The organism is Saccharopolyspora sp. NPDC002376 (genome assembly GCF_053593195.1).
On sequence record NZ_JBSFBZ010000014.1, the window covers coordinates 89679 to 111939 of the forward strand.

18 protein-coding genes and 1 pseudogene are annotated in these 22261 nt (G+C 68.5%); 11 read left to right on the plus strand and 8 right to left on the minus strand.

Going from position 1 to position 22261, the window contains the following annotated elements; genetic code table 11:
* Positions 1–87: 87 nt before the first annotated feature.
* The 3 genes from ACWCO2_RS12585 to ACWCO2_RS12595 are packed head-to-tail and all read right to left on the minus strand — an operon-like array spanning position 88 to position 5709.
* A complete protein-coding gene (locus ACWCO2_RS12585) occupies positions 88–3336 on the minus strand; it encodes a carboxyl transferase domain-containing protein (protein WP_450127854.1) in 3249 nt (1082 codons plus the stop codon).
* A gap of 18 nt (positions 3337–3354) precedes the next feature.
* On the minus strand, positions 3355–5061 hold the full coding sequence (locus tag ACWCO2_RS12590; protein ID WP_450127855.1) for an AMP-binding protein: 1707 nt from the start codon (positions 5059–5061) through the stop codon (positions 3355–3357).
* A 9-nt stretch (positions 5062–5070) separates the two neighbouring features.
* Positions 5071–5709, minus strand: coding sequence for a TetR/AcrR family transcriptional regulator (locus ACWCO2_RS12595; RefSeq protein ID WP_450127856.1), 639 nt, complete (start codon positions 5707–5709; stop codon positions 5071–5073).
* Between the two features lie 366 nt (positions 5710–6075).
* Here ACWCO2_RS12595 and ACWCO2_RS12600 point away from each other — a divergent pair.
* Positions 6076–6284 (plus strand): annotated as a pseudogene (locus tag ACWCO2_RS12600) (transposase); the annotation flags it as partial.
* Here ACWCO2_RS12600 and ACWCO2_RS12605 read toward each other — a convergent pair.
* Both ACWCO2_RS12605 and ACWCO2_RS12610 read right to left on the minus strand, forming a co-directional pair.
* Positions 6259–6855, minus strand: coding sequence for an erythromycin esterase family protein (locus ACWCO2_RS12605; protein ID WP_450127857.1), 597 nt, complete (start codon positions 6853–6855; stop codon positions 6259–6261). The pseudogene ACWCO2_RS12600 and the gene ACWCO2_RS12605 overlap by 26 nt on opposite strands.
* Positions 6753–7367, minus strand: coding sequence for a CatB-related O-acetyltransferase (locus tag ACWCO2_RS12610; protein WP_450127886.1), 615 nt, complete (start codon positions 7365–7367; stop codon positions 6753–6755). Before ACWCO2_RS12610 ends, ACWCO2_RS12605 begins: the two co-directional genes overlap by 103 nt.
* Positions 7368–7509: 142 nt before the next feature.
* On the opposite strand from ACWCO2_RS12610, the gene ACWCO2_RS12615 reads away from it, so the two are divergent.
* Positions 7510–9147 (plus strand): GMC oxidoreductase, encoded by a 1638-nt coding sequence (locus tag ACWCO2_RS12615; protein WP_450127858.1) that lies wholly within the window; start codon positions 7510–7512, stop codon positions 9145–9147.
* Between the two features lie 14 nt (positions 9148–9161).
* Here the strand turns inward: ACWCO2_RS12615 and ACWCO2_RS12620 are convergent, their stop codons facing one another.
* Together ACWCO2_RS12620 and ACWCO2_RS12625 are read right to left on the minus strand one after the other, a co-directional pair.
* Entirely contained in the window at positions 9162–10418 is a 1257-nt protein-coding gene (locus ACWCO2_RS12620) for an APC family permease (protein ID WP_450127859.1), read from the minus strand.
* The gene (locus ACWCO2_RS12625) at positions 10419–11021 is read right to left on the minus strand and encodes a PadR family transcriptional regulator (protein ID WP_450127860.1); all 603 of its coding nucleotides are present in this window, start codon (positions 11019–11021) and stop codon (positions 10419–10421) included. It lies immediately after the preceding gene.
* Positions 11022–11075: 54 nt separating this feature from the next.
* Here ACWCO2_RS12625 and ACWCO2_RS12630 point away from each other — a divergent pair, with 54 nt between their 5' ends.
* The 5 genes from ACWCO2_RS12630 (at position 11076) to ACWCO2_RS12650 (ending at position 17582) form a co-directional block, all read left to right on the plus strand.
* Positions 11076–12275, plus strand: coding sequence for an FAD-dependent oxidoreductase (locus ACWCO2_RS12630; RefSeq protein ID WP_450127861.1), 1200 nt, complete (start codon positions 11076–11078; stop codon positions 12273–12275).
* A 110-nt stretch (positions 12276–12385) separates the two neighbouring features.
* Positions 12386–13324, plus strand: a complete 939-nt coding sequence (locus ACWCO2_RS12635) for a formylglycine-generating enzyme family protein (protein ID WP_450127862.1) — start codon at positions 12386–12388, stop codon at positions 13322–13324.
* A gap of 456 nt (positions 13325–13780) precedes the next feature.
* Positions 13781–15136, plus strand: a complete 1356-nt coding sequence (locus ACWCO2_RS12640; RefSeq protein ID WP_450127863.1) for an APC family permease — start codon at positions 13781–13783, stop codon at positions 15134–15136.
* Positions 15137–15172: 36 nt separating this feature from the next.
* Positions 15173–16411, plus strand: coding sequence for a kynureninase (kynU, locus tag ACWCO2_RS12645; RefSeq protein ID WP_450127864.1), 1239 nt, complete (start codon positions 15173–15175; stop codon positions 16409–16411).
* A 49-nt stretch (positions 16412–16460) separates the two neighbouring features.
* Positions 16461–17582: an MBL fold metallo-hydrolase gene (locus ACWCO2_RS12650; protein ID WP_450127865.1), complete on the plus strand. Its 1122-nt coding sequence runs from the start codon at positions 16461–16463 to the stop codon at positions 17580–17582.
* Between the two features lie 5 nt (positions 17583–17587).
* Here the strand turns inward: ACWCO2_RS12650 and ACWCO2_RS12655 are convergent, their stop codons facing one another.
* Positions 17588–18547, minus strand: a complete 960-nt coding sequence (locus tag ACWCO2_RS12655; protein WP_450127866.1) for a LysR substrate-binding domain-containing protein — start codon at positions 18545–18547, stop codon at positions 17588–17590.
* Positions 18548–18836: 289 nt separating this feature from the next.
* Here ACWCO2_RS12655 and ACWCO2_RS12660 point away from each other — a divergent pair, with 289 nt between their 5' ends.
* Genes ACWCO2_RS12660 through ACWCO2_RS12675 form a run of 4 tightly spaced genes read left to right on the plus strand, consistent with a single transcriptional unit; the run spans position 18837 to position 22171 of the window.
* Positions 18837–20147, plus strand: a complete 1311-nt coding sequence (locus ACWCO2_RS12660; protein WP_450127867.1) for an MFS transporter — start codon at positions 18837–18839, stop codon at positions 20145–20147.
* A complete protein-coding gene (locus ACWCO2_RS12665) occupies positions 20144–20929 on the plus strand; it encodes an SDR family NAD(P)-dependent oxidoreductase (RefSeq protein WP_450127868.1) in 786 nt (261 codons plus the stop codon). Before ACWCO2_RS12660 ends, ACWCO2_RS12665 begins: the two co-directional genes overlap by 4 nt.
* Positions 20926–21318, plus strand: coding sequence for a nuclear transport factor 2 family protein (locus ACWCO2_RS12670; RefSeq protein ID WP_450127869.1), 393 nt, complete (start codon positions 20926–20928; stop codon positions 21316–21318). The genes ACWCO2_RS12665 and ACWCO2_RS12670 overlap by 4 nt, the downstream gene beginning before the upstream one ends.
* Positions 21319–21352: 34 nt before the next feature.
* Positions 21353–22171 carry an SDR family NAD(P)-dependent oxidoreductase gene (locus ACWCO2_RS12675; protein WP_450127870.1) on the plus strand — a complete coding sequence of 273 codons (819 nt, stop codon included), beginning with the start codon at positions 21353–21355 and terminating at the stop codon, positions 22169–22171.
* The last annotated feature ends 90 nt before the right edge of the window (positions 22172–22261 follow it).

Here is a 22261-nt window from a genome sequence, read left to right on the forward strand (position 1 = left end):
GATCCTGCAGTACACCCGCCAGAAGAGCCTCTACTGGGGTCTGGTTCGGCCGCCAGGCGTCGACGCCTGGCGGTCGAACTCCCGGTCTCACGTATCGGTGCCTCGGTGGGGTCGTCCGCTGGGCCGCAGCGTGCTGATCCAGCGCCGGGTGTCAGCCGGATCGATCACATCGTCCAGCTCGAAGGTGGTAGCCGCGCGCAACGCGCGTCCGCGCTCGTAGGCCTCGGCCACCAAGTCTTCGTACAGCTGCTGGCGTGCGGCCTCGTTGGGCGCCGCCGCGAGTTCCTTGCTGTATCCCAACCGGACCGACCCTTCAAGGCCCATACCGCCGATCTCGCCGGTGGGCCACGCCACGGTGAACTGAGGGGCCCGGAAGGAGCCGCCGGTCATCGCCATCGCCCCGAGGCCGTAGCCCTTGCGGAGCACCACTGCGCCGAACGGCACCGTCAAGCGAGCGCCGAGGACGAACAGTCCGCCGAAGCGCTTTACCACCGCGTCCTTCTCCACCTCTGGTCCGACCATGAAACCTGGTGTGTCGCAAAGGGAAACGATCGGAAGCCCACCCGACTCGCAGAGCGTCAGGAACTCGGCCAACTTGTCCGCGGCCTCGGCGTCGATCGCGCCGCCCAGGTGGTGACTGCTGTTGGCCACCAGGCCGTACGCGACGCCCTCCACGCGGACCAACGCCGTCACGATGCCAACGCCGTAGTCCGGACGCAGCTCCAGCACCGAGCCCACGTCGACGATGGCATCGATGGCAGTGCGGACGTCGTACGCGCGCAGCCGGTTCTCGGGCACCACGTGCCGGGCGAGGCGCGGATCCGGTGCCTCCCATGCCACGCCCTCGCCCGGGGAGAGCGGGCTCTGGAAGTACGAGAGGTATCGGCGCGCCAGGTCGACGGCGTGCTCCTCGTCCTTCGCGACCAGGTCGACGACCCCGTTGCGGCGCTGCACGTCGATGGGACCGATGTCCTCGGGCCGGTACTCCCCCAGCCCACCGCCGGAGATCATCGCGGGCCCGCCCATGCCGATGTTCGCATCGGGGGTTGCGATCACGACGTCGCAGGCGCCGGCCAGCGCGGCGTTCCCGGCGAAGCAGCGCCCGGAGACGATCGCCACCGTCGGCGCACCGCCGCGCAGCGAACCCAGCAGCCGAAACGTCGGAACATCCAGCCCCGCAACGATATCCATGTCGGTATCGCCGGGTCGCCCGCCACCGCCCTCTGCGAACAGCACCACGGGCACCTTCCGGTCCCGTGCCACCCCCAGGATCCGGTCGGTCTTGGCATGGTTGCGCCATCCTTGCGTACCAGCGAGCACCGTGTAGTCGTACGACAGCACCACGGCCTCGGCCGCCGACCGACCGAACCGATCCGCGCCGATGGTCGCGATGCCGCCGATCAGGCCATCGGCCGGAGTGCTGGTGATCAGGTCCTGCTCGGACCGTCGGCGGCGCTGGGCAGCGAGCACCAAGGACCCGTACTCGACGAAGCTGCCCGGGTCCACCAAATCGCTGATGTTCTCGCGCGCCGTCCGACGACCGAGTCGGTGACGCTTGGCCACGGCCTCGGGACGTGCCGAGTCCTGGGTGATGGCTTGCCGCTCGCGCACCTCGTCGAGATCTGGCCGGGAGGAGTCCAGGTCGAGCTCGAATGCGGATTCGGCCTCCACCGCGCGGGTCCGCGCGTACACCACGAGCGGATCGCCCGGCGCCACCGTGCGACCCGGCGGCACGAGCGCGCGCACCACTCGCGCCGCGTGATCGGCGGCCAGGACGTGCTCCATCTTCATGGCCTCCAGCACGGCCAGCTGGCCGCCCGCAGGCACCTCCTCGCCTTCGGCGGTAACCGCGACCACGGTGCCCGCCATCGGGGCGCGAACCGCCTCTTCTCCCGGCCGCAGCTCCAACGCGGCGACGGAGGACGAGGGGACGGAGGTGGTCGCGCCCGCTTCGGCCACCAGCCGTTCCATGCTTCCCGCCAGGAACGTGGTGCTCACGGGACCTGCGCGCAGCTCGCCGTCCTCCAGCAGGGCGCGCAGGAAGGGGATGTTCGTGGCGGCGCCCTCGATCGCGAACTCGCCCAGGGCCGCGTCGAGCTTCGCAAGGGCGGCGGTGTGGGTTCTCGCCCGCGCGATCACCTTGGCCAGCAAAGAGTCGTACCGCGGGCTCACGACCAGGCCCGGCAGTCCGAAGGTGTCCACGCGGACCCCCGGCCCGGTCGGCGGGGTGAACGTCGTGAGGGCGCCCGCGGTCGGGGTCGCGCCGCCGTCGGCGGTCATCGTCTCCAGGTTCACCCGGGCCTGCACCGCTGCACTCGCGGTGGCTGCGGGTTCGCCCCGCACGCCGGACGCGTCCGCCACGACGCCATCAGGGAGCGCGAGGCCGTGCAGTCCGGCACCGTCTGCGAGTGCGAGCTGTGCTGCCACCAGGTCCACACCGGTGACCTCCTCGGTGATGGTGTGCTCCACCTGGATTCGAGGGTTCACCTCCAGGAACGCGAACTCCTCGCCCCGCACCAGGAACTCCACCGTGGCCAGACCGCGGTACCCGAGGCTCGCGCAGAGCCGCACCGCGGACTCGTGCAGGCCGCGACGCACGTCGGGCACCAGGTCGGCCGCGGGTGCGATCTCGAGCAGCTTCTGGTGCCGCCGTTGCACGCTGCAGTCCCGGTCACCGAGCGCCAGGGCGGCCGTGCCGTCCGCGACCACCTGGACCTCGATGTGCCGGGCATCGTCGAACAGGGCCTCCGCGAACACCTCCCGGTTCCCGAAGCCCAGATCAGCCTCGGCGGCGCATGCCCGGTAGGCCTCGTCCACCGCAGCGGCGTCGCGAACCACTCGCATGCCGCGCCCGCCACCACCGGCCAGCGCCTTGATCATGATGCCGCCCGAGTTCTCGGCGAAGAACGCGCGCACCTCATCGGCCGTCGCGGCACCGACTGTGGCGGGCAGCACGGGCACGCCTACCGCGACCGCGGCGGCGCGGGCCGACACCTTGTCCCCCAGGGTGTCCAGGACCGCCGGATCCGGGCCCACGAAGTCGACTCCCGCTGCCGCGCAGGCCCGTGCGAATTCCGCGTTCTCCGAAAGGAATCCGTATCCGGGATGCACCGCATCGGCGCCGGATCGTGCGGCCGCGGCAAGCACCGCCGCGTGATCGAGGTAGGCGGCCGGGCCGGCGCCGACCAGCGGAAACGCCTCGTCGGCCGCGTGAACGTGCGGGGTGTCCCCGTCGTCCTCCGCGTACAAGGAGACGGTGTTCACCCTCATCTCGCGCGCAGTGCGCACAACGCGCAGCGCGATCTCGCCACGATTGGCGATCAGCAGCTTCTTCATCGTCACGAACACCTTCGTTTACGCGCGGTCACGGGCGACGGGCAGTTCTGCGGCTCGGTCGAGCAGTTCGCCCTTGCGAACCTTGCCCGTGGCAGTCATCGGCAGCTGCTCGACGATCTCGAAATCGGGCACCTTGTACCCGGCCATGTTGTCCTTCGCCCACGCGCACAGGTCGTCACTCGTGGCGGTGCCCTCCGCCACCACCACGAAGGCAACCGCCACTTGGCCTTTCGCGCGGTCGGGCCGGGGCACCACCGATACCGACTCGATCGCCGGGTGCAAGCGCAGCAAGGCTTCGACCTCGGACGGAAACACGCTCATCCCGTTGGTCTTGATCATCTCTTTGGCGCGCGCCAGGTAATGCAGGGCGCCCCACTCGTCGAGCCGGCCCACATCGCCGGTGTGCAGCCAACCGTCGCGGATCGTCTCCGCAGTCGCGTCGGGCCGACCGTAGTAGCCGGTCAAGATCGACGGGCTCCGCACGATGATCTCACCCGACCTGCCCACCGGCACGGGATCGCCTGAGTCGTCCACGATCAGAACGTCCGTCCCCGGAACAGGCAGGCCGCAGAACACCGGGTCGGCGTGCAAGTCCCGATCGCCGTCCTGGAACCCGAGCGTGAACGTATCGGCCGTGTGCGTCTCGGTCATTCCGTACGATGCCTCCCGCAGGATGCCGCCGGTCGCTTCCTGCCACCGCGCCCGGACCTCCGGGGTCAGCTTCAGCACGAACGAGACCGCAAGCGCGTTGCGCAGCGACGACAGCCGCGCGCCGTCGAACCCCGGCAGATCCATCAGCTCCACGTAGTTGTCGACCGTGGCGACCACGTCGGTCACGCCGTGCCGCTCGATCAGGGAAACGGCCGTTGCGGGATCCCAGCGCGTCATCAGAACGAGCTGCTGGCCGTTCACCAGCGGTTTGAGAACGCCGAAATCCTCGCCGGCGATCCAGAACACGGGTAGGAAGTTCAGCGACACGACGCCGGAATCGCCCACTTGCGTCCCCCCGGCCACGCTGGCGGTCGCAGCCGTGTACACCATGTGCCGCTGGGTGTGCTCGCAGCCCTTCGGCAACCCGGTGGTGCCACCGGTGTAGTTGAGCGCCGCCAGCGCGTCGGGGTCGCTCGGCCGTGCCTCGGCGCGCGCCGAGGCGCTGATCTCGGCCCAGTCCGACCGCTCAGCGGTGAGGTCGAACGGCACCGGTACGTCGGGCTCGGTCGTGAGCAGGTCGGCGAGCCCGGTGAACGCCACGTGCCGCACGCGCGTATCGCCGCGCACCGACTCCACGAGGTCAGCGAACGAGTCCTGCGCCAGAAGCACCGTCACCCCCGCGTCCTCCAGCTCGTACCGGAGCTCGTGGCCGCGGAACATGGGGTTGATCGGCACGTGCACCGCGCCCGCCTTGAGGATGCCCACCATCGCGATGAGGAACTGGGGGCAGTTGCCCAGGAACACACCGACCCGGTCTCCCGGCGCCACACCGCGTTCGGCGAGCCAGCCGGCGAATCGGTCGCTCAGCTCGTCGTATTCGGCGTAGGTGATGTCTCGCCCGTAGAACGAGATCGCGACGGTGTCCGGGCGGGTGACGGCCCAGTGCCGGAGGTACTCGGGCAGGCCGGGCACCTCGACGGGGTACACGACGGCGCGCGGCACCTGGTCCGGCCAATTGGCCATCTGCAGGTCGCGTACCTCGGCGAGGGCGGCGTCGCGGCGGGACAACGGCATTCGGGCCTCCTAGGGTTCCGGGCGCGCGTCGGCGGCGACGCCGGCGGCACGCTCGGTCAGGCGGATCTGATCGTTGATGAACCGCTCGCGGTCCTCGTCGGAAGCGTGTCCGAGGCGGGCGGCGCCGTGGACGATCGAATCGATCAGCATCGACACCAGCCGCTGGGGCGGCGCGCAGGGATCGATCGTGGCCGGGTCCAGTCCGGACAGGTAGTTGGTGAAGCGCCGCACCAGTCGGCGCCGCAGCGTGCTCCACAGCGCGTCCACCCCGGCATCGACCCCGGCACGGCTGTCGATCATCGCCACGAGCGACCCATTGGCGAAGATCGCCTCAGCGAAGGCGCGGGTGGTCGCCCGCAGCACCGTGGCAGGCGGGAGGGACTCGATCTCGTCCAGCTGCTGCGCGGACTCGAGCTGGGCGCAGACCTGCTCGGCGACCGCGAGGAACGCCTCGTCCTTTGAGCGCAAGTAGGCGTAGAACGTGGGTCGCGAGGTCTGCGCACGGGCCGCGATCACCTCGACCGTGGTGGCTGTGTAGCCGAGATCGTCGAAGCATGCGGCCGCGGCCGCGAGCAGTTCCTCTCGCCGGGGTCCGGACGTCTCTCGACGATTGGCCCGCGCGCGCTCCTGAGCGTCACTTGTCGTCACGACCCCATTGTCTTGACGTCGGTGTTGACCTTCAGCGCGCGTTTGGAAGGAGGACATCAGCGGGTCGGCGAGACGCGTCCGGTCACCGCGTTCGGGTCGTCGCGCACTGATGCCGGGGTGGTCTCCCGGCGTTGCGCGGAGGTGCCGGCGACGGCCGCCCCCCGGGATGGATGTGGTCATGCAGTTCCCTCCGGACTTGCGCCACGTGATCGCCACCACAGTGGTTGACGTTGACGTTAATGTCAATACAGCAGCGTCGATCAGTCCAGCGACCAGTTGCGCTCGGCCCGGTGGCAGTCGCTCGCGCCTCCACAGAACGGGGGGCGACCGGAGTACGGCGCAAAGGGGCGATCAGGCGCTTGAACAGAGTTCGTGCCGTTCTCGGCGTTCGACACCGAGATCCGGCGGGTCGTCTGCTCCACCAACGCCTCGAGAGCGTCAACGCCCGCATCCGCCGGGCGGTGAAGGCCCACGGTCACTTCTCCAACGAGCAAGCCGCACTCATATGCGTCCACCTCGCCATCATGTCCCTCGATCCCACCGGGATTCTCAGATGTGGAGGTCGTCGGCGATGGTGGATCTCGGAGTGTCGAGGATGCCGTCGAACGCTTCCAGGACCGGCGTGTGCAGATAGGTGCTTTGCAGCCGGATTCGGTCAGGGCCGGCGATTCCGGAGACCTCGCGGCGTGCCCGGCGCAGATCGGCGATGCCGAGCCCGAGGTCGGCGTCGGCGAAGGCGGTTTCGACGCTGCCGGGTTCAGGTGGCTGCAGTGCGGTGTCGTCGATGGCGAAACCGAAGCGTGTTTCCTCATCGCGGCGCATCTCCGCTGTGTGGCCGGTGATGCTCGTCAAGCCGAGGGCGAAGTAGCCCTCGCCCAGGGCGCTGTGCAGGTGCTGCCCCAGCACGACACGGGTTCCGGGCTCGAGCCGCTCCCGTGGCCGCGCAGCCAGTCGGCCAACGGGCCGGAACGCGAGGAAGCAAGCATGCTGATGGCTCGATTCGGAAGTGCTTGCAGTGGGCGGTTTTCGGACGTCCGCGTGGACTAGCGGGGTGGGAGCGCGGGTGCCGCGTTCTCCAGGTCGTCGATGCTGCCGGACATGATCGTGCGGATGTGTTCGGTGAGGTGCTCGAGCGGCCAGTCCCACCAGGCCAGGGCGAGCAGTCGATCGACGTCCGCATCGGAGTAGCGGCGGCGGATGAGCTTGGCGGGGTTACCACAGACGATGCCGTGGTCGGGGACGTCGTCGACCACGACGGCCCCGGACGCGATGATCGCGCCGTGACCGATCCGGACACCGGGCATCACCGTCGACCGATAGCCGAACCAGACGTCGTTGCCCACCACGGTGTCGCCGCGTCCGGGCAGGCCGGAGATGAGGTCGAAGTGTTCCGACCAGGAACCGCCCATGATCGGGAACGGGAACGTGGGCGGGCCGTCCATGCGGTGGTTGGCTCCGTTCATGATGAACCGCACGCCCTCGCCCAACGCGCAGAACTTCCCGATCACCAGCTTCTCCGGCCCGTAGTGGTAGAACACGTTACGGGTTTCGAAAGCGGTCGGATCATCGGGATCGTCGTAGTAGGTGAACTCCCCGACCTCGATCAACGGCGAGCTGACCAACGGCTTCAGCAGCACCACCCGCGGCTGCTCGGGCATCGCGCGCACCACGGTCGGGTCGGCCGGCGCAGTCGACATCACCGATCAACTCATGCGGGCGGGTGAAAATCATTCACGTTCGCCCTGCTAGCGCGAATTAGATTCAGATTGGTGATTGCCGCCATGCCGCCGCGAGGTGACCATGGCGATCGTGGCCTCCCCTCTGTCTCGCAGGCGCTTTCTCGGTTTCGCCGCCCTGAACTCCGCTGCCCTGCTCGGTCTCACCACGATCTCCACGGCGACGGCGTTGGCCGCGACGCGCACCGGTGGCACCGTGCCGGCCGTGATCGTCGGCACGGGCTACGGCGCCGCCGTCACAGCGCTGCGCCTCGGCGAGGCGGGCATCCCCACGGTGATGCTCGAGATGGGCAGGCTGTGGGACACACCCGCTGACGACGGCAACGTCTTCTGCAACATGCTGCGACCTGACGGGCGCGCGATGTGGCTGAAGGACCGCACTCTGGCACCGCTGGCGTCGTTCCTGTGGATGGACGTCATCAACCACGACATCGCTCGCTACCCGGGTGTGCTCGACCGCGTCGACCACGGCGACATGTCGGTCTACCTCGGCCGCGGTGTCGGTGGCGGCTCACTGGTCAACGGAGCCATGGCCGTGGTGCCCAAGCGGAACTACTTCGAGGAGATCCTCTCCGCCGTCGACGCCGAGGAGATGTACGGCAAGTACTTCCCGCGTGCCACCGCGACGCTCGGGGTCAACCACGTCGACCCCGACTGGTTCGAGACCTGCGACTCCTACCAGTACGCCCGGCTGTCACGCGAGCACGCCCACCGGGCGGGGCTGAAGACGACCTTCGTGCCCAGCGTCTACGACTTCGACTACCTGCGCCGAGAAGAAGCGGGCGAGGTCCCCCGCTCGGCACTCGTCGGCGAGGTGATCTACGGCAACAACCACGGGAAACGCTCGCTGGACAAGAGCTATCTCGCCGATGCGCTCGGCACGGGCAACGTGACCATTCGCGCGCTGCACGAGGTTCGGGCGATCCGCCGCGACGACACCCGCGGCTACGTGCTCGCAGTGAACCGGCGCGACGAATCCGGCGAAATCGTTGAGCGGCTGGAGATCGCCACGGAGCGACTTTTCCTGGGAGCGGGCAGCCTCGGCTCGACCGAACTGCTGCTGCGCGCGCGTGACACCGGGACTCTGCCGGGACTCGGCGCGGAGATCGGGCAGGGCTGGGGCCCGAACGGCAACGTCATGCTCGGCCGCGCGAACCACGTCTGGGACACCACTGGAATCACGCAGTCCGGGATGCCAGCGCTCGGCATCGACTCCTGGGAGGACCCCGAGCACCCGGTTTTCGCCGAAATCGCGCCGCTTCCGGCCGGTGCCGAACTGTGGGTCAGCCTCTACCTGGCGATCACGAAGAATCCCGAACGCGGCCACTTCAGCTACGACCCCGCCAGCGACTCCGCACGCCTGCACTGGAACGCCGAGCAGGGGCAGCTCTCGATCCAGCAGGCGAAGGCGCTGTTCGACAAGATCAACTGCGCGAACGGAACCATCTACCGCACAGATCTTTTCGGTGACACCCGCCAGTTCGAGAACCGGTTCACCTACCACCCGCTCGGCGGTCTCGTGCTCGGCGAAGCCACCGATGGCTACGGGCGGGTGCGCGGCTACCCCGGCCTCTACGTCACCGACGGCTCGCTGATCCCCGGCAGCACCGGCGTGAACCCGTTCGTCACGATCACCGCCCTCGCCGAACGCAACATCGAACGCGTCCTCGCCGAAGACTGGCCAACGCCAGTCGGCAACTGACGCGCGCGGGCTGGTCAGCGACGGGCGAGCGCGATGGCGCGTGCGGCCAGTCCCACGCCGAAGACGGCGACGCCGGCCAGGGCCGATTGCCAGGGCAGGGTGGCGACCAGGACCAGGCAGCCGAGGAGACCGGCGATGTTGAGCCAGCGCGGCCACCGGCGCTGTTCAGCGGGTTGCGTCCAGGCCGAGGCATTGGCGATGGCGTAGTAGACGAGCACTCCGAACGAGGAGAACCCGATGACACCGCGCAGATCGGTGGTGGCCACCAGCGCGCACACCACCACCGCGAGGACGAGTTCGGCGTGGTGCGGCACTCGGTACCGGGGGTGCACGGCGGCCAGCCAGCCCGGCAGGTCGCGGTTGCGGGCCATGGCCAGGCTGGTGCGGCCGATCCCGGCGACGAGCGTCAGCAACGCACCGAGGCCGGCCACCACGCCACCGATCCGCACGACCGGGGTGAGCGCACCGGCACCGGTGGCCTGCAGGGCTTCGGTGAGCGGAGCAGTCGCTGCTGCCAGGCGGTCAGGCCCGAACGCGGTGAGCACGGCCAGCCCCACGACGGCGTAGACGATCACGGTGATGCCCAGGGCGAGCGGGATGGCGTGAGGGATCGTCCGATGTGGATCGCGAACCTCCTCCCCCAGCGTCGCGATGCGCGCGTACCCGGCGAAGGCGAAGAACAGCAGTCCCGCCGCCTGCAAGATGCCGTAGGGGCCACCCGCGCCCCAGCCGCCGAGGTGATCGACGTGGACGCCGCTCGCGAAGATGCCGACCACCACCACGGCCAGCGCGATCAAGCTGAGCAGGACCAGCACTCGGGTCAGCGCGGCGGTCTTGGTGACACCGCGGTAGTTCAGCGCGGTCAGGGCGATCACCGCGACGATCGCGATGATCTTCTGCAGCCAACCCGGACCCGGAACCGCGTAGGTGGCGATGGTCAAGGCCATCGCCGCGCACGAGGCCGTTTTGCCGATCACGAAGCCCCAACCGGCGGCGAAGCCCCACCACGGGCCGAGCCGCTCCCGGCCGTAGACGTAGGTGCCGCCCGAGGTCGGATGCGCTGCGGCGAGTTGAGCCGAGGCCACGGCGTTGCAGTAGGCGATGGCCGCTGCCAGCACCAGGCCGATCATCAGTCCACTGCCGGCGGCCTTCGCGGCCGGGCCGAACGCAGCGAACACACCGGCGCCGATCATCGACCCCAACCCGATGACCACCGCGTCACCGGTGCCGAGCCGTCGCGCCAAACCGGGGCGCGGAGCGTCGGAGGACATCTAGGCGAACCTCTCCGCCACCGCGCGGACCCATTCCTCCGACCACGTGAGCTCACCAGATCGGAGCGCCGCCAGCACGCCCTCGATCCACTTCAACTCCGCTTCGCGTAGGGCGATCGAGTACTCCTCGTCCAGGAGGAACAGTCGCGGCAGCTCCGGCACGGCCTGGAGCGCCTCGCGGTCGGCCGCCAGCGAGGCGGTCAGGTCTGCCGCCCGCTCCGCCAGACCGGCCGTCACGTCCTCCGGGGTCAGGATCATGATCGAGGCGAGCGCGGCCGGGAACTCCGCGAACTCGCGGGCCGGGTTCGCGAGCATCTCGGTGGTCCAGGTGCGCAACGCGTCCGAGCCCGCATCGGTGATCTCGTAGACCGTGCGTTCCGGCCGACGCTCGTCGCGGGCGGTCTCCCGGACGGCGATGAGCTCGGCACGCAGCAGGCGGTCGATCGTCTGGTAGACGCTGTTGCGCTGCGCCACGTTCGCGATCCGGTCCTTGCCGCGCTCCTTGATCACCTCACGCATCCGGTACGGGTGCATCGGTTCCTCCGCCAGCAGGGAAAGCAGCACGAGTGCCAGCACGGACCGCCGGGGGTTGCTCCTCGCCATGGAACAGACCTTAACGCCCATTGCCCGGCAGGTCATTTTATGTATAGTCATAATATGACTAACGCATTGATCATCGGAGGCGGCGTGGCCGGGCCGGTCACCGCGATGGCACTCCAGAAGGCCGGCATCAACGCGACCGTCTACGAGGCGTACGACCGGGGCGCGGACGGCGTCGGCGCGTTCCTGACCCTGGCGGTCAACGGCATCGCCGCGCTCGGCACGCTCGACCTGCACGAAGTCGTGCGCGATGAGGGGTTCGCGACCACGAAGGTGTCCATCGGCATGGGTGGGAAGAAACCCATGGCGAAGTTCGGCTTCGGCGCGGCGCTGCCCGACGGGACCAGCACGCAGACCATCACCCGCGCCGCGCTCTACGGCTCGCTGCGCGACGAGGCCGTACAACGCGGCATACCGATCGAGTACGGCAAGCGGCTGGTGACCGCGGCGCCGACGAGCGACGGCGTGACCGCCACCTTCGCCGACGGCAGCACCGCGCATGCCGACCTGCTCATCGGCGCCGACGGCCTGCGCTCGACCGTCCGCACGATCATCGACCCGAACGCGCCGCCGCCGAGATACGTGCCGCTGCTCAACACCGGCGGCTACGCCAGAGGACTGCGGCTCGACGCCGAGCCCGGCGAGATGCACATGACCTTCGGGCGCGGCTGCTTCTACTGCTACATCGTCCACCCCGACGGCGACGCGTGGTGGTTCGCCAATCCCCGCCAGCCGAAGGAGCTGTCGAAGGAAGAGCTGGCCGCCGTCAGCGAGGACCAGTGGCGCAGCATGCTGCTCGACCTGTTCACCGACGCCGACAGTCCCGCCCGCGAACTCGTCGCCGCGAGCGAGAAGCTCTTCGCTGGCTGGAACACCTACGACTTCCCGACGGTGCCGACCTGGCACCGCGACCGGATGATCATCATCGGCGACGCGGCGCATGCCACCTCGCCGGCATCGGGCCAGGGCGCGTCGATGGCGATCGAAGATGCGGTCACGCTCGCGAAGTGCCTGCGCGACGCGGACAGCGTGCCCGCCGCCTTCACGACGTACGAGTCATTGCGCCGGACGCGGGTGGAGCGCGTTGTGGCGCAGGGGAAGCGAAACGGCGATGGCAAGACACTCGGCCCCGTGATGCGGCACGTGCTGCCGCTGGTGTTCAAGCTGCGCAAGCCGAGCCCGGACGCCATGGACTGGATGTACGGCCACCGCATCGACTGGGACTCGCCGGCGATCGCTGATCATCTATCCACATGAGGCACGCAGGTCGTTGCGAATGACCTGCCATACCCAGGTACTTCGCGGCGAAACCAATTTCGCCGAATCCCCCAGGCGGGATGGCTCCAGCAGCGGTTTACCGTGAACGAGTGAGCACCGACCACTCCTGCTGCGGCCCCAGCCGCGCCGCCATCGACGCCGCGACGACCCGCGACTCCGCGCCGGAACCGGCCGCCACCGGGCGTGCACCGGAGCTGGTGTCCCTGCCGGGCGGCACCTTCGACATGGGCGCGCAGGACCCGGACAGCTTCCCCTCCGACGGGGAAGGACCGGTGCGGCCGGTGACGTTGAAACCGTTCCAGGTCGCAGTGCACGCGGTGACCAACGCGCAGTTCGCCGAGTTCACCGAGGCGACCGGGTACGTCACCGACGCCGAGCGATTCGGCTGGTCGTACGTGTTCGCCGGATTTCTCCCCGGCTCGCTGCGGAAGGATTCGCCGCGACCGGATTCGGCACCGTGGTGGTGCGGCGCGCAGGGCGCGTCCTGGCAGCACCCGGAAGGACCGGGATCCACAGTGGATGAACGGCTGGACCATCCTGCGGTGCACGTATCGTGGCACGACGCGGTGGCGTTCTGCCGCTGGTCGGGCACCCGACTGCCCACCGAGGCCGAGTGGGAGTACGCCGCACGCGGCGGGCTGGAGCGCAAACGGTTCGCGTGGGGCGACGAGCTGACACCGGACGGTGAGCACCGCTGCAACATCTGGCAAGGCCAGTTCCCGGTCAAGAACACCGCCGAGGACGGCTATCGGGGCACTGCGCCGGTGGACGCCTTCGAACCCAACGGATTCGGGCTGCACAACGTCGCGGGCAACGTCTGGGAATGGTGCGCGGATTGGTGGGGCGTCGACCACTCCCCCGCCGCGAGCCACAACCCGACCGGCCCCGCCGAGGGCGCGTCGAAGGTGATGCGCGGCGGCTCGTACTTGTGCCACGACTCCTACTGCAACCGCTACCGCGCTGCCGCCCGCACGAGCAACACCCCCGACAGCTCCAGCGCCAACCTCGGCTTCCGCGTCGCCTCCTGACGCACTTCCCGTTGACCGCTCCTACTACCCGAACTGCGACGAGGCGACGTACACCTCGCGATCGACGACATAGAGATCCTGCAACCCGCCTGACGTCCCCGACGGGAGGGATCGCCACGCAGGCGGGCCCTCCGAAACCTATCTCCTGCGGCTCTCGCCAGAGCCGCGAGGCGCGAACGCCTGATCAGATCCGAAAAGGCCTCTCCTGAAAGCATTTCCGCGATTCAAGCCGCCGATGGCCCGCCAGATGCCACCTCCGGAGGGCCGGTGGGGATCGCATTGATCCTCACCGGCCTTCCGGAGTTTCGTCATCCGGCGCTATGCCGTTCGTGCATGGCTACGACCTGTTTCGGCATTCGTCAGCATTGCTCCGAGTGGTCACGATGTGACCGTGACCACGACGGCTGTGGACTCGGTGGGGTCTGGCCGTCTCCTCCGAGCAGGTAGGAGTGCAGGATGGCGACCGAGCAGCTGCCCGACGTCGAGGCGAACCTGAAGCGGTCCATCACGCTGCCGCAAGCGATGGGGGTCTCGTTCCACCAGATCGTCGGCGGCGGCGTGATAGCGCTGATGGGTACCGCGATCGCGCTGACCGGCGGCGGCGCGCCGCTCGCCTTCGTCATCGCCGCCGCAGCTGTCGTCGTCTACTCGCTGCCGCTGGCCGCGCTGGGCAGTGCCATGCCTGTCACCGGCGGGCGTTACACCTACGCGGCGCGGCTGTTCTCCCCGACGTGGGGCTTCGCCACGATGTGGTTCTCGGTGCTGGTCACCGTCCAGCTGAGCCTGATGGCGTTGGCCGGTGCGCAGTACGTGCACGCGCTGGCGCCTGCGATACCGGTGCGGCCACTGGCACTGCTGGCGATGACGGTCTTCTTCCTCACGAATCTGGCCGGCTCGACCTTCTCCAACCGGATCGGGATCGTCCTCGGCGTGATCATGATCGCCGCGTTCCTGCTCTACGCCGGTGTCGGGCTGCCGCAGGTCCAGTGGGAGACGTTCACCGACCTGGCGCCGCACGGCACCGGCGACCTGCTGAGCGCCGCCGCGCTGCTGACGTTCGCCGTCACCGGCAGCAGCGCGGTGGCCGAGATCGGTCGGGAGATGAAGCGGCCAGGCCGTGACATCCCGATGTCGATGATCGGCGGCATCGTCATCGCCGTCGCGCTGTACGTGCTGATGGCCATCCCGTCGGTCGGCGTGCTGGGTGCCGAACGAACGGCCGGGAAACCGATGACATTGGTCGCCGACACCATCCTCTCCCCGGCCGGGTTCGCGTTCTTCGTCCTCGGCGGCGCGATGGTGTCGGTCATCGGGCACATCAACTCGCTGCTGCTGACGGCCACCAAGCCGATGCTGGCCGCGGTCGGGGACGGCTGGTTCCCGGCTCGTCTCGGCGCGGTGAACAAGCGCTTCGGCACGCCGCACTGGTTGCTGCTCGTGCTCTACGCGATCGGCATGACACCCGTGCTGGCCGGGTTCAGCGTCGCCGCCATCGCCGGTGTCGCGTCGGTCGCGTTGACGCCGGTGATCGCCATCATGATCATCGCGTCGTGCCGACTGCGCGTCCAATACCCGCAGCACTACGCTGCCGCGCCGTTCCGCATGCGGCGCGGCATCCACCTGACGACCGTCGTCATCGGTGTCGCAGTGCTGGCGGTGCAGGACTACCTGCTGATCGGCAAGCTGACGATCGAGGCTGATCTCGCGCTGCTGGTGTGGACCGTCGCCGGGTTCGTCGTGTGGGGGCTGCGGCGCCGCCGGGTGGCCGCCGCGTCGACTCCGGCTCCAGCAACCTCCGGATCGCCTGCATGACCCGCTCTTCCCGAAGTGAAACAGGAAAGGAACGACATGACGGCACGGAAGGCCTGCGCCGACCTGGACACCGCCGACCCGCTGGCGCCGCTGCGCGAGGAGTTCGTGCTGCCCGAAAGCACGATCTACCTCGACGGCAACTCGCTCGGTCCACTGCCACGAGCGGCCCGCGAACGGGTGCTGCGGATGGTGGACTCGGAGTGGGGCCAGGGACTGATCCGCAGCTGGAACGACGCCGACTGGTTCGACAAGCCAGCCGCCCTCGGCGAGCGAGTCGCGTCGGTCATCGGCGCCGAACCGAGTTCGGTGGTGGTGTGCGATTCGACCTCGATCAACCTGTTCAAGGTGTTCACCGCTGCGCTGGCGCTGCGGCCCGGCCGCGACGTCGTGGTGGCCGAGAGGGATAGCTTTCCCACCGATCTGTACATGATGGAGGGTGCGACCGCGCTGCTCGACGGTTACCAGCGCCGCCTGATCGGTGACGGCGGCCCCTCGCTGGATGAGGTGCTCGACGACCGGGTGGCCGTCGTGGTGCTCAGCCACGTCGACTACCGCACCGGTGCACTGCACGACATGGCCGCCGTGACCGAGCAGATCCAGCAGCGCGGTGCGCTGGTCGTCTGGGACCTCTGCCACAGCGCCGGTGCCCTGCCGATCCACCTTGCGCGCTGCAACGCCGACTTCGCCATCGGCTGCACCTACAAGTACTTGAACGGCGGGCCGGGTTCCCCGGCGTTCGTGTACGTGGCACCGCGTCACCAGGACGCCGCCCGCCAGCCGTTGTCCGGCTGGAACGGCCACGCCGATCCGTTCGCGTTCGCCCCCGACTACCGGCCGGCAAGCGGGATCGACCGGTTCCGGTGCGGCACACCGCCGTTGCTCTCGTACGCCCCGTTGGAAGAGGCGCTGGAGTTGTGGCGGCACGTCGACCTGGATGCCGTCCGGGCCAAGAGCGTACGGATGACATCGCTGTTCGTGGACCTCGTCGACCGGGAGTGCGCCGGATTCGGCATCGAGGTGGCCTCGCCGCGCGACCCGGACGCCCGGGGCAGCCAGGTGTCGCTGCGTCACGAGAGCAGCTATCCGGTGATGCAAGCGCTGATCGACCGCAACGTGATCGGTGACTTCCGCGCGCCCGACCTGATGCGCTTCGGCTTCACCCCGCTGTACCTGCGCTACGTCGACGTGTGGGACGCGGTCGTGGTGTTGCGCGACGTCCTGTCATCCGAGGTCTGGCGCAGCGAACGCTACGCCACCCGCGGCACCGTCACCTGAGCGTTCTCACCACCGAACCGCGACGTCCCGTTCAGATCAGGGGAAGAGCATGACGATCTCGAAATCAGCCGGCCGGCTCGAACGACGCCTGGTTCCGCCGCCGGACACCGGCACTCATCTGGTGCTGTTGGGAACTCGGGCAGGACCGCATCCGGAACTTCGGGTGTCCGCCGCGAATGCGCTGGTCGTCGACGGCGTCATCTACATCGTCGACGCCGGTCCCGGACTCATCCAGCGGTTCTTCGAGGCCGGGCTGGACTTCTCCCGGGTGCGGGGCATGTTCATCACCCACCTGCACAGCGACCACATCGCCGACTACTTCACGTTCTTCAACGTGAACTTCCCGAGCTGGCAGCCCGACAGCCAGCGCATTCCCATCCTCGGACCGGGCCGCGCCGACCTGTCCGGCCCCGACTCGTCGCGCGCACCGGGAATGCCGGATCTGCCCGACACACCCGTGATCGCACCCGATCAGCCCACTCCGGGGATCGTGGAGATGACCGACCTGCTCAAGCAGGCCTACGCCTTCGACCTCAACAACGCCATCCGCACGACGCGCCGGCCGAACGGTGCACCGCTCGCGTTCACCGGCGAAACCGGCAACCCGATGATCGTGCCCCAGGCGGTGCCCACTCCGGCCGGGGCGCACGTGTCCAACCCGAGCCCGCCGATGGACCCCGTCGCGGTGTTCGAGGACGACCACGTCAAGGTCACGGCCACCCTGGTGGATCATCCGCCCGTCTTCCCGGCATTCGCCTACCGGTTCGACACTCCGCACTGCTCCGTCGTGTTCAGCGGGGACACCAGACCGTGCGCCAACCTCACCGCGATCGCGACCGGTGCGGACGTCCTGATCAACGAGGTCGTTGCGGTCGAAGAGGCTGTCGCGATGTACGAACGAACACCGCTGGCGGACACCTACCGCCGCCAGTTCCTGACCGCTCACACCCCGCTGGTGAGCCATGGTCGCCCCGGTGATAGCGACCACGTCCCGGGCGTCGGCGCAGTCGCCGCTGAGGCCGAAGTCCGCGGGCTGGTTCTCACACACCTCTACCCCGCTGATGGGCGAGTGAGCGATGAACAGTTCCACGCGGGCGCCAGTTCTGAATTCTCCGGCACCGTGATCGTCGGTGACGATCTCCTCCAGATCGATCTCGGACAGATCAGCTGAGATCGTCAGTCCAGCGCAGTTCCCGGCTGATCGTCCATCAACACCTCGAGGACAACGGCTTCTTCGCGAAGACAGCCGAGCAGCACGTCGGCCGCGCGGGTCAGCGGGCGATCAGCCGGGAACTGCACGCCAACGGTGCGCGCCAGCGCCAGATCCGGACAGGGCAGCACGCGAAGCCCGCTGTCCGACATCGCCACGTGCAACGGCAGCACCGCGATCGCGTCGGATTCCAGGATCAGGGCTCGCGGCGTTGAGAGCGAAGAATTGATGATCCGGTCCTCGGGCAGCTCCAAACCGCGGTCCGAGAACGCGGTCAGAATCGCCCGGCCGGCTCTCGTCTCGAGATGGGGGAAGATCCACGGGAAATCGCGCAGCGCCGCGAGGCCCATCGCGGGTTCGCCGAGTGCCGGGTGCCCGGTGCGGACGACGAGCGGGATCTGTTCGTGGAGAAGCGGAATCCGCTGCAGGCGGGGGTCGTCCGGTGCGACGTCCACCCTGCCGATCACGAGATCCAGGCTGCCGTCGAGGAGCAGCGGGATCAGCCGCTCGGGAAGCGCTTCGACCACCTCGACGACCAAGCGCGGCCGAGTCGACTTCAGCCGGCGGATCGCACGGGGCAGGAGTCGATCCGCTCCGCCGAGATGGGTTCCGACGTTGAGCCGACCCACCTCCGCGGCGGACACTTCCTCGAGATGCCGCGAAGCCTGCCGCACCTGACCGATGATCGTCCGAGCGTGCGAGAGAAAGGTCTCGCCCTCCACTGTCATGCTCATACCTCGGGGACCTCGCTCGAACAAGGTCTGGCCGAGCGCGGTTTCGAGTTCCCGCAACGCCCGCGTGACTCCCGGCTGCGTCAGGCGGAGCGCCTCTGCCGCACCGACCACGCTCCCCTGCTCGGCAATCGCCACGACCATCACCAGATGACGCAGCTTGAGCCGTCCGTCCAGCAAGCGTTCCGGGTCCATCCGATCACCCTATCCGCGCAGTTGGCCGACAAGTGCGCTTTGACCCCGGTGAACGTCGGGCGTCGAAGGCGAAATCCGTTGCCGCGTGCGGACAAGTTCCAGACGAGCCACAGCGCGCGCTTGAAGCGGCGGCCTTCATGCGCCCCGCGGTTGCGCTGCGTTGACCGTTGCCAAGCGACGTGACGGATCCATATACTCCCATTTAGTGGGCGTAATGCTCACTATTTGAGCACTGCTGCGCTCATCCGTCCCGGACGAGGGCCGCGAGGACCGCACCGAAGGACATTCAATGGAGAATTCCGTCGCAGTCGCTGGCAGAACGGGCGCGCGGCCCGCGCAGTCGCACGCCAAGGTCATCCGAGCCGCCATCCTGGGCACCGTCGTCGAGTACTACGACTTCGGCATCTACGGGTACATGGCGACGATGATCAGCGCCCACTTCTTCGTCGACGACGATCCGACCGCGGCCCTGCTCGGCACCTTCGCCGCGTTCGCCGTGGCGTTCTTCCTCCGGGTTCCGGGCGGGATCTTCTTCGGCCACATCGGCGACAAGTACGGCCGCAAGAAGGCGCTGACCTGGACGATCCTGCTGATGGCAGTGGCCACCGCCCTGATGGGTCTGCTGCCCACTTACGCCACGCTCGGCGTGTGGGCGACCACGCTGCTGACGCTGTCGCGGTGCCTGCAGGGCTTCGCCGCCGGTGGCGAGCTCGGCGGCGCGAACTCGTTCGTCTCCGAGCACGCCCCGCCCAAGTGGCGCGCCTTCCAGACGTCGATGGTCAACTCCGGCACCTACATCGGGTCGCTGTGCGCTTCCCTGATGGCACTCGCGCTCACCACAGGGCTGTCGGCCGAGCAGGTCCAGGCCTGGGGCTGGCGGATCCCGTTCCTGCTGAGCCTGGTCATCGGCCTGGTCGGGCTGTGGATCCGCAACTCGCTGGACGAGACCGAGCAGTTCGAGGACGTCCAGCAGCAGAGCGAGGTCGTGAAAGTCCCGCTGTTCGCGGTGCTTTCGACCGCCTGGCGGCAGGTACTCACCATCATCCTGCTCGGCGCGCTGATCACCGGTGGCTACTACATCGCTTCGGTCTACGCCGCGACGTACCTGCAGACCGCAGGGCAGCGCTCGCCCCAGTTCGCCTTCGCCGCGACGTGCATCGCGATGGTCCTGGGCGTGATCACCCTGCCGATCTCGGGATATCTCGGCGATCGCATCGGACGCAAGCCGGTGTTCATAGGCGGTTCCGCAGCCGGCGCGCTGCTCGGGGTGCCGATGTTCATGCTCATGGCCGACGGCCCAGCACCGCTGGCGATCCTGGCTCCGGCCGTGCTGTTCATCTGCGTGTCCGTGGTCAACGGAGTTTCGTTCGCCACGTACGCCGAGATGCTGCGGGCCCGCTTCCGGTACAGCGGAATCGCGTTGGGCAACAACGTGACCAACATGCTGCTCGGCGGCACTGCACCGTTCATCGCCACGCTGCTGGTGAGCACGACGGGCAACAAGCTCGCCCCAGCCGGGTACTTCGTCGCCTGCGCCCTGATCAGTCTCGTCACCTCGTTCTTCCTCAAGGAGACCAAGGGAAGGGAACTCGAACTGTGACAGCCAGATTTCGCGATCGCCGGATCGTGGTGACCGGCGCCGGAAGCGGCATGGGCCGGGCCGAAGCGCTCGGTCTCGTCCGAGAAGGCGCCGACGTCCTGGTCGCCGACATCGATCTGTCCGCCGCCCGTGCTGTCGCCGACGAGATCACCGCGGCAGGCGGCATCGGCCGGGCCCACCACCTCGACGTGGCCGACCCCGCATCTTGGGAAGAACTCGCGGCGGAACTCGACGGAAAAGCGTTGCACGGACTGGTGAACAACGCGGGTGTGAGCTTCCGGAAGGGCATCGCCGAGACGTCGGTCGACGACTGGCGCCGGGTCATGGACATCAACCTCTCCAGCGTCTTCTTCGGCATGAAGTTCCTCTCCGGTCCGCTGGCACGGGCCGAGGGCGCGTCAGTGGTCAACGTGTCCTCGATCGCCGGGATGGTCGGGTACTTCTCGGCCTCCTACGGCGCGAGCAAGTGGGGAGTGCGCGGACTGTCCAAAGTGGCCTCGATGGAGTTCGCGACCGAGGGCGTCCGGGTGAACTCCGTCCACCCGGGACTGGTCGACACACCCCTGCTGCATTCCGGTGACAACCGGTTCGTCGACGAGAGCCTCCGGTCCGTTCCCGCCGGTCGAGTCGCGTCTCCTGAGGAAGTCGCCCGAGCTGTCGCCTTCCTGCTCTCCGACGAGGCCTCCTACATCAACGGCACCGAGCTCGTCGTCGACGGCGGTCTGGTGTCCAGCGGCATCTACCACCGCATCACCACCGCTTTGGCCGAGGACGGCTCATGACCGGACCGCTGCTCGAAATCCTGAACCTGCTGGGAAAACAGGCCCACGCCATCGACGGCGGTGCGGCGCGGCAGTGGGCTGAGACCTTCACCCCCGACGGCCTGTTCCGCTCCCCCACCTACCCCGAGCCGGTCCAAGGCCGGGAAGCGCTCACCGAGTTCGCCGCCGCCTTCGCTGCGAACAACCCCCGCGCCCACCACATCATCACCAACGTCTGCATCGATCGCGAGATCAGCGCGGACGAGTGCCTCGTCAAGGCCAACCTGCTCATCGTGCGGACCACGAGCTCCGACGCGGTGAGCGTCGACCGGGTCACCACCATCGACGACCGCTTCGTCCGCCACAGCGGGCTCTGGCTGATCGCCGAGCGGGCAGTCACCCGCGACTGAACCACCTCTTCCTGCGAACACCTGGAGAAGCCCGATGACGGCACCGAACGACCAGGCCAACCCGACGCGCGCGGACGCCAGCCCCCTCTCCGCGAACTACCCCGAACTCGTCGGCAAGGTCGCCGTCGTGACCGGCGCGGGCCGCGGCATGGGCGCGGTCTTCACCACCGAGCTCGCCCGGCGCGGCATCCACGTGGTGGCCGGCGATCTCACGGGTGCGCCCGAAATCGCCGAACAGGTCAACGGAAACTTCTCCGACGGCGGGCGGGTGCTCGGCCACCGGGCCGACGTCACCGACCCCGCCGACCACGACGGTCTGCTGCGCGCCGCGCTCGACGAGTTCGGTCGCGTCGACTTCTGGATCAACAACGCGGGGATCTTCCCCCAGGCCGAGTTCACCGAGATCCCGCCGGAGCAAATCACTTCCACCTACCAGGTCAACGTCAACGGCGTCGTCTACGGTGCGCAGACCGCCGCCCGGCACATGCGCGCCAACGGTGGCGGCGCGATCGTCAACATGGCCTCGGTCGCCGGTGTCCGGGTGCGGGTCACCCGGGCCGCTTACAACTCCTCCAAGGCCGCCGTGCGACATCTGACCAGCTGCATGGCCGTGGAACTGGGCCCGGACAACATCCGGGTCAACGCCATCGCGCCCGGCTTCATCGACACCGAGATGACGCGATGGGTGCGGGAAGATCCGGCGGCACTCGACCGCGCGCTCAGCACTGTGCCGCTGCGCCGGGTCGGCGCACCCATCGAGGTCTTCGGCGCCCTGCACTTCCTGCTGTCCGACAGCGCACGGTACATCACCGGCGCGGTGATCCCGGTCGACGGCGGCTCCCAACACATCTGAGAGCCTGTTTTTGATCCTTTGCTTTTGATGCGCCGCCAGGCGCATAGCCCACCCTCGCAGCTTGCACCGCCGCGGGTTCTCAGCGTTCGT

Bases quoted from the DNA above. Each gene is read 5' to 3' on its own strand.
- ACWCO2_RS12660 (WP_450127867.1), top strand. From the start codon at position 18,837: ATGGAGAATTCCGTCGCAGTCGCTGGCAGAACGGGCGCGCGGCCCGCG.
- ACWCO2_RS12675 (WP_450127870.1), top strand. From the start codon at position 21,353: ATGACGGCACCGAACGACCAGGCCAACCCGACGCGCGCGGACGCCAGC.
- ACWCO2_RS12670 (WP_450127869.1), top strand. From the start codon at position 20,926: ATGACCGGACCGCTGCTCGAAATCCTGAACCTGCTGGGAAAACAGGCC.
- ACWCO2_RS12590 (WP_450127855.1), bottom strand. From the start codon at position 5,061: ATGCCGTTGTCCCGCCGCGACGCCGCCCTCGCCGAGGTACGCGACCTG.
- ACWCO2_RS12615 (WP_450127858.1), top strand. From the start codon at position 7,510: ATGGCGATCGTGGCCTCCCCTCTGTCTCGCAGGCGCTTTCTCGGTTTC.
- ACWCO2_RS12620 (WP_450127859.1), bottom strand. From the start codon at position 10,418: ATGTCCTCCGACGCTCCGCGCCCCGGTTTGGCGCGACGGCTCGGCACC.
- ACWCO2_RS12630 (WP_450127861.1), top strand. From the start codon at position 11,076: ATGACTAACGCATTGATCATCGGAGGCGGCGTGGCCGGGCCGGTCACC.
- ACWCO2_RS12585 (WP_450127854.1), bottom strand. From the start codon at position 3,336: ATGAAGAAGCTGCTGATCGCCAATCGTGGCGAGATCGCGCTGCGCGTT.
- ACWCO2_RS12650 (WP_450127865.1), top strand. From the start codon at position 16,461: ATGACGATCTCGAAATCAGCCGGCCGGCTCGAACGACGCCTGGTTCCG.
- ACWCO2_RS12610 (WP_450127886.1), bottom strand. From the start codon at position 7,367: ATGCCCGAGCAGCCGCGGGTGGTGCTGCTGAAGCCGTTGGTCAGCTCG.
- kynU (WP_450127864.1), top strand. From the start codon at position 15,173: ATGACGGCACGGAAGGCCTGCGCCGACCTGGACACCGCCGACCCGCTG.
- ACWCO2_RS12640 (WP_450127863.1), top strand. From the start codon at position 13,781: ATGGCGACCGAGCAGCTGCCCGACGTCGAGGCGAACCTGAAGCGGTCC.
- ACWCO2_RS12655 (WP_450127866.1), bottom strand. From the start codon at position 18,547: ATGGACCCGGAACGCTTGCTGGACGGACGGCTCAAGCTGCGTCATCTG.
- ACWCO2_RS12625 (WP_450127860.1), bottom strand. From the start codon at position 11,021: ATGGCGAGGAGCAACCCCCGGCGGTCCGTGCTGGCACTCGTGCTGCTT.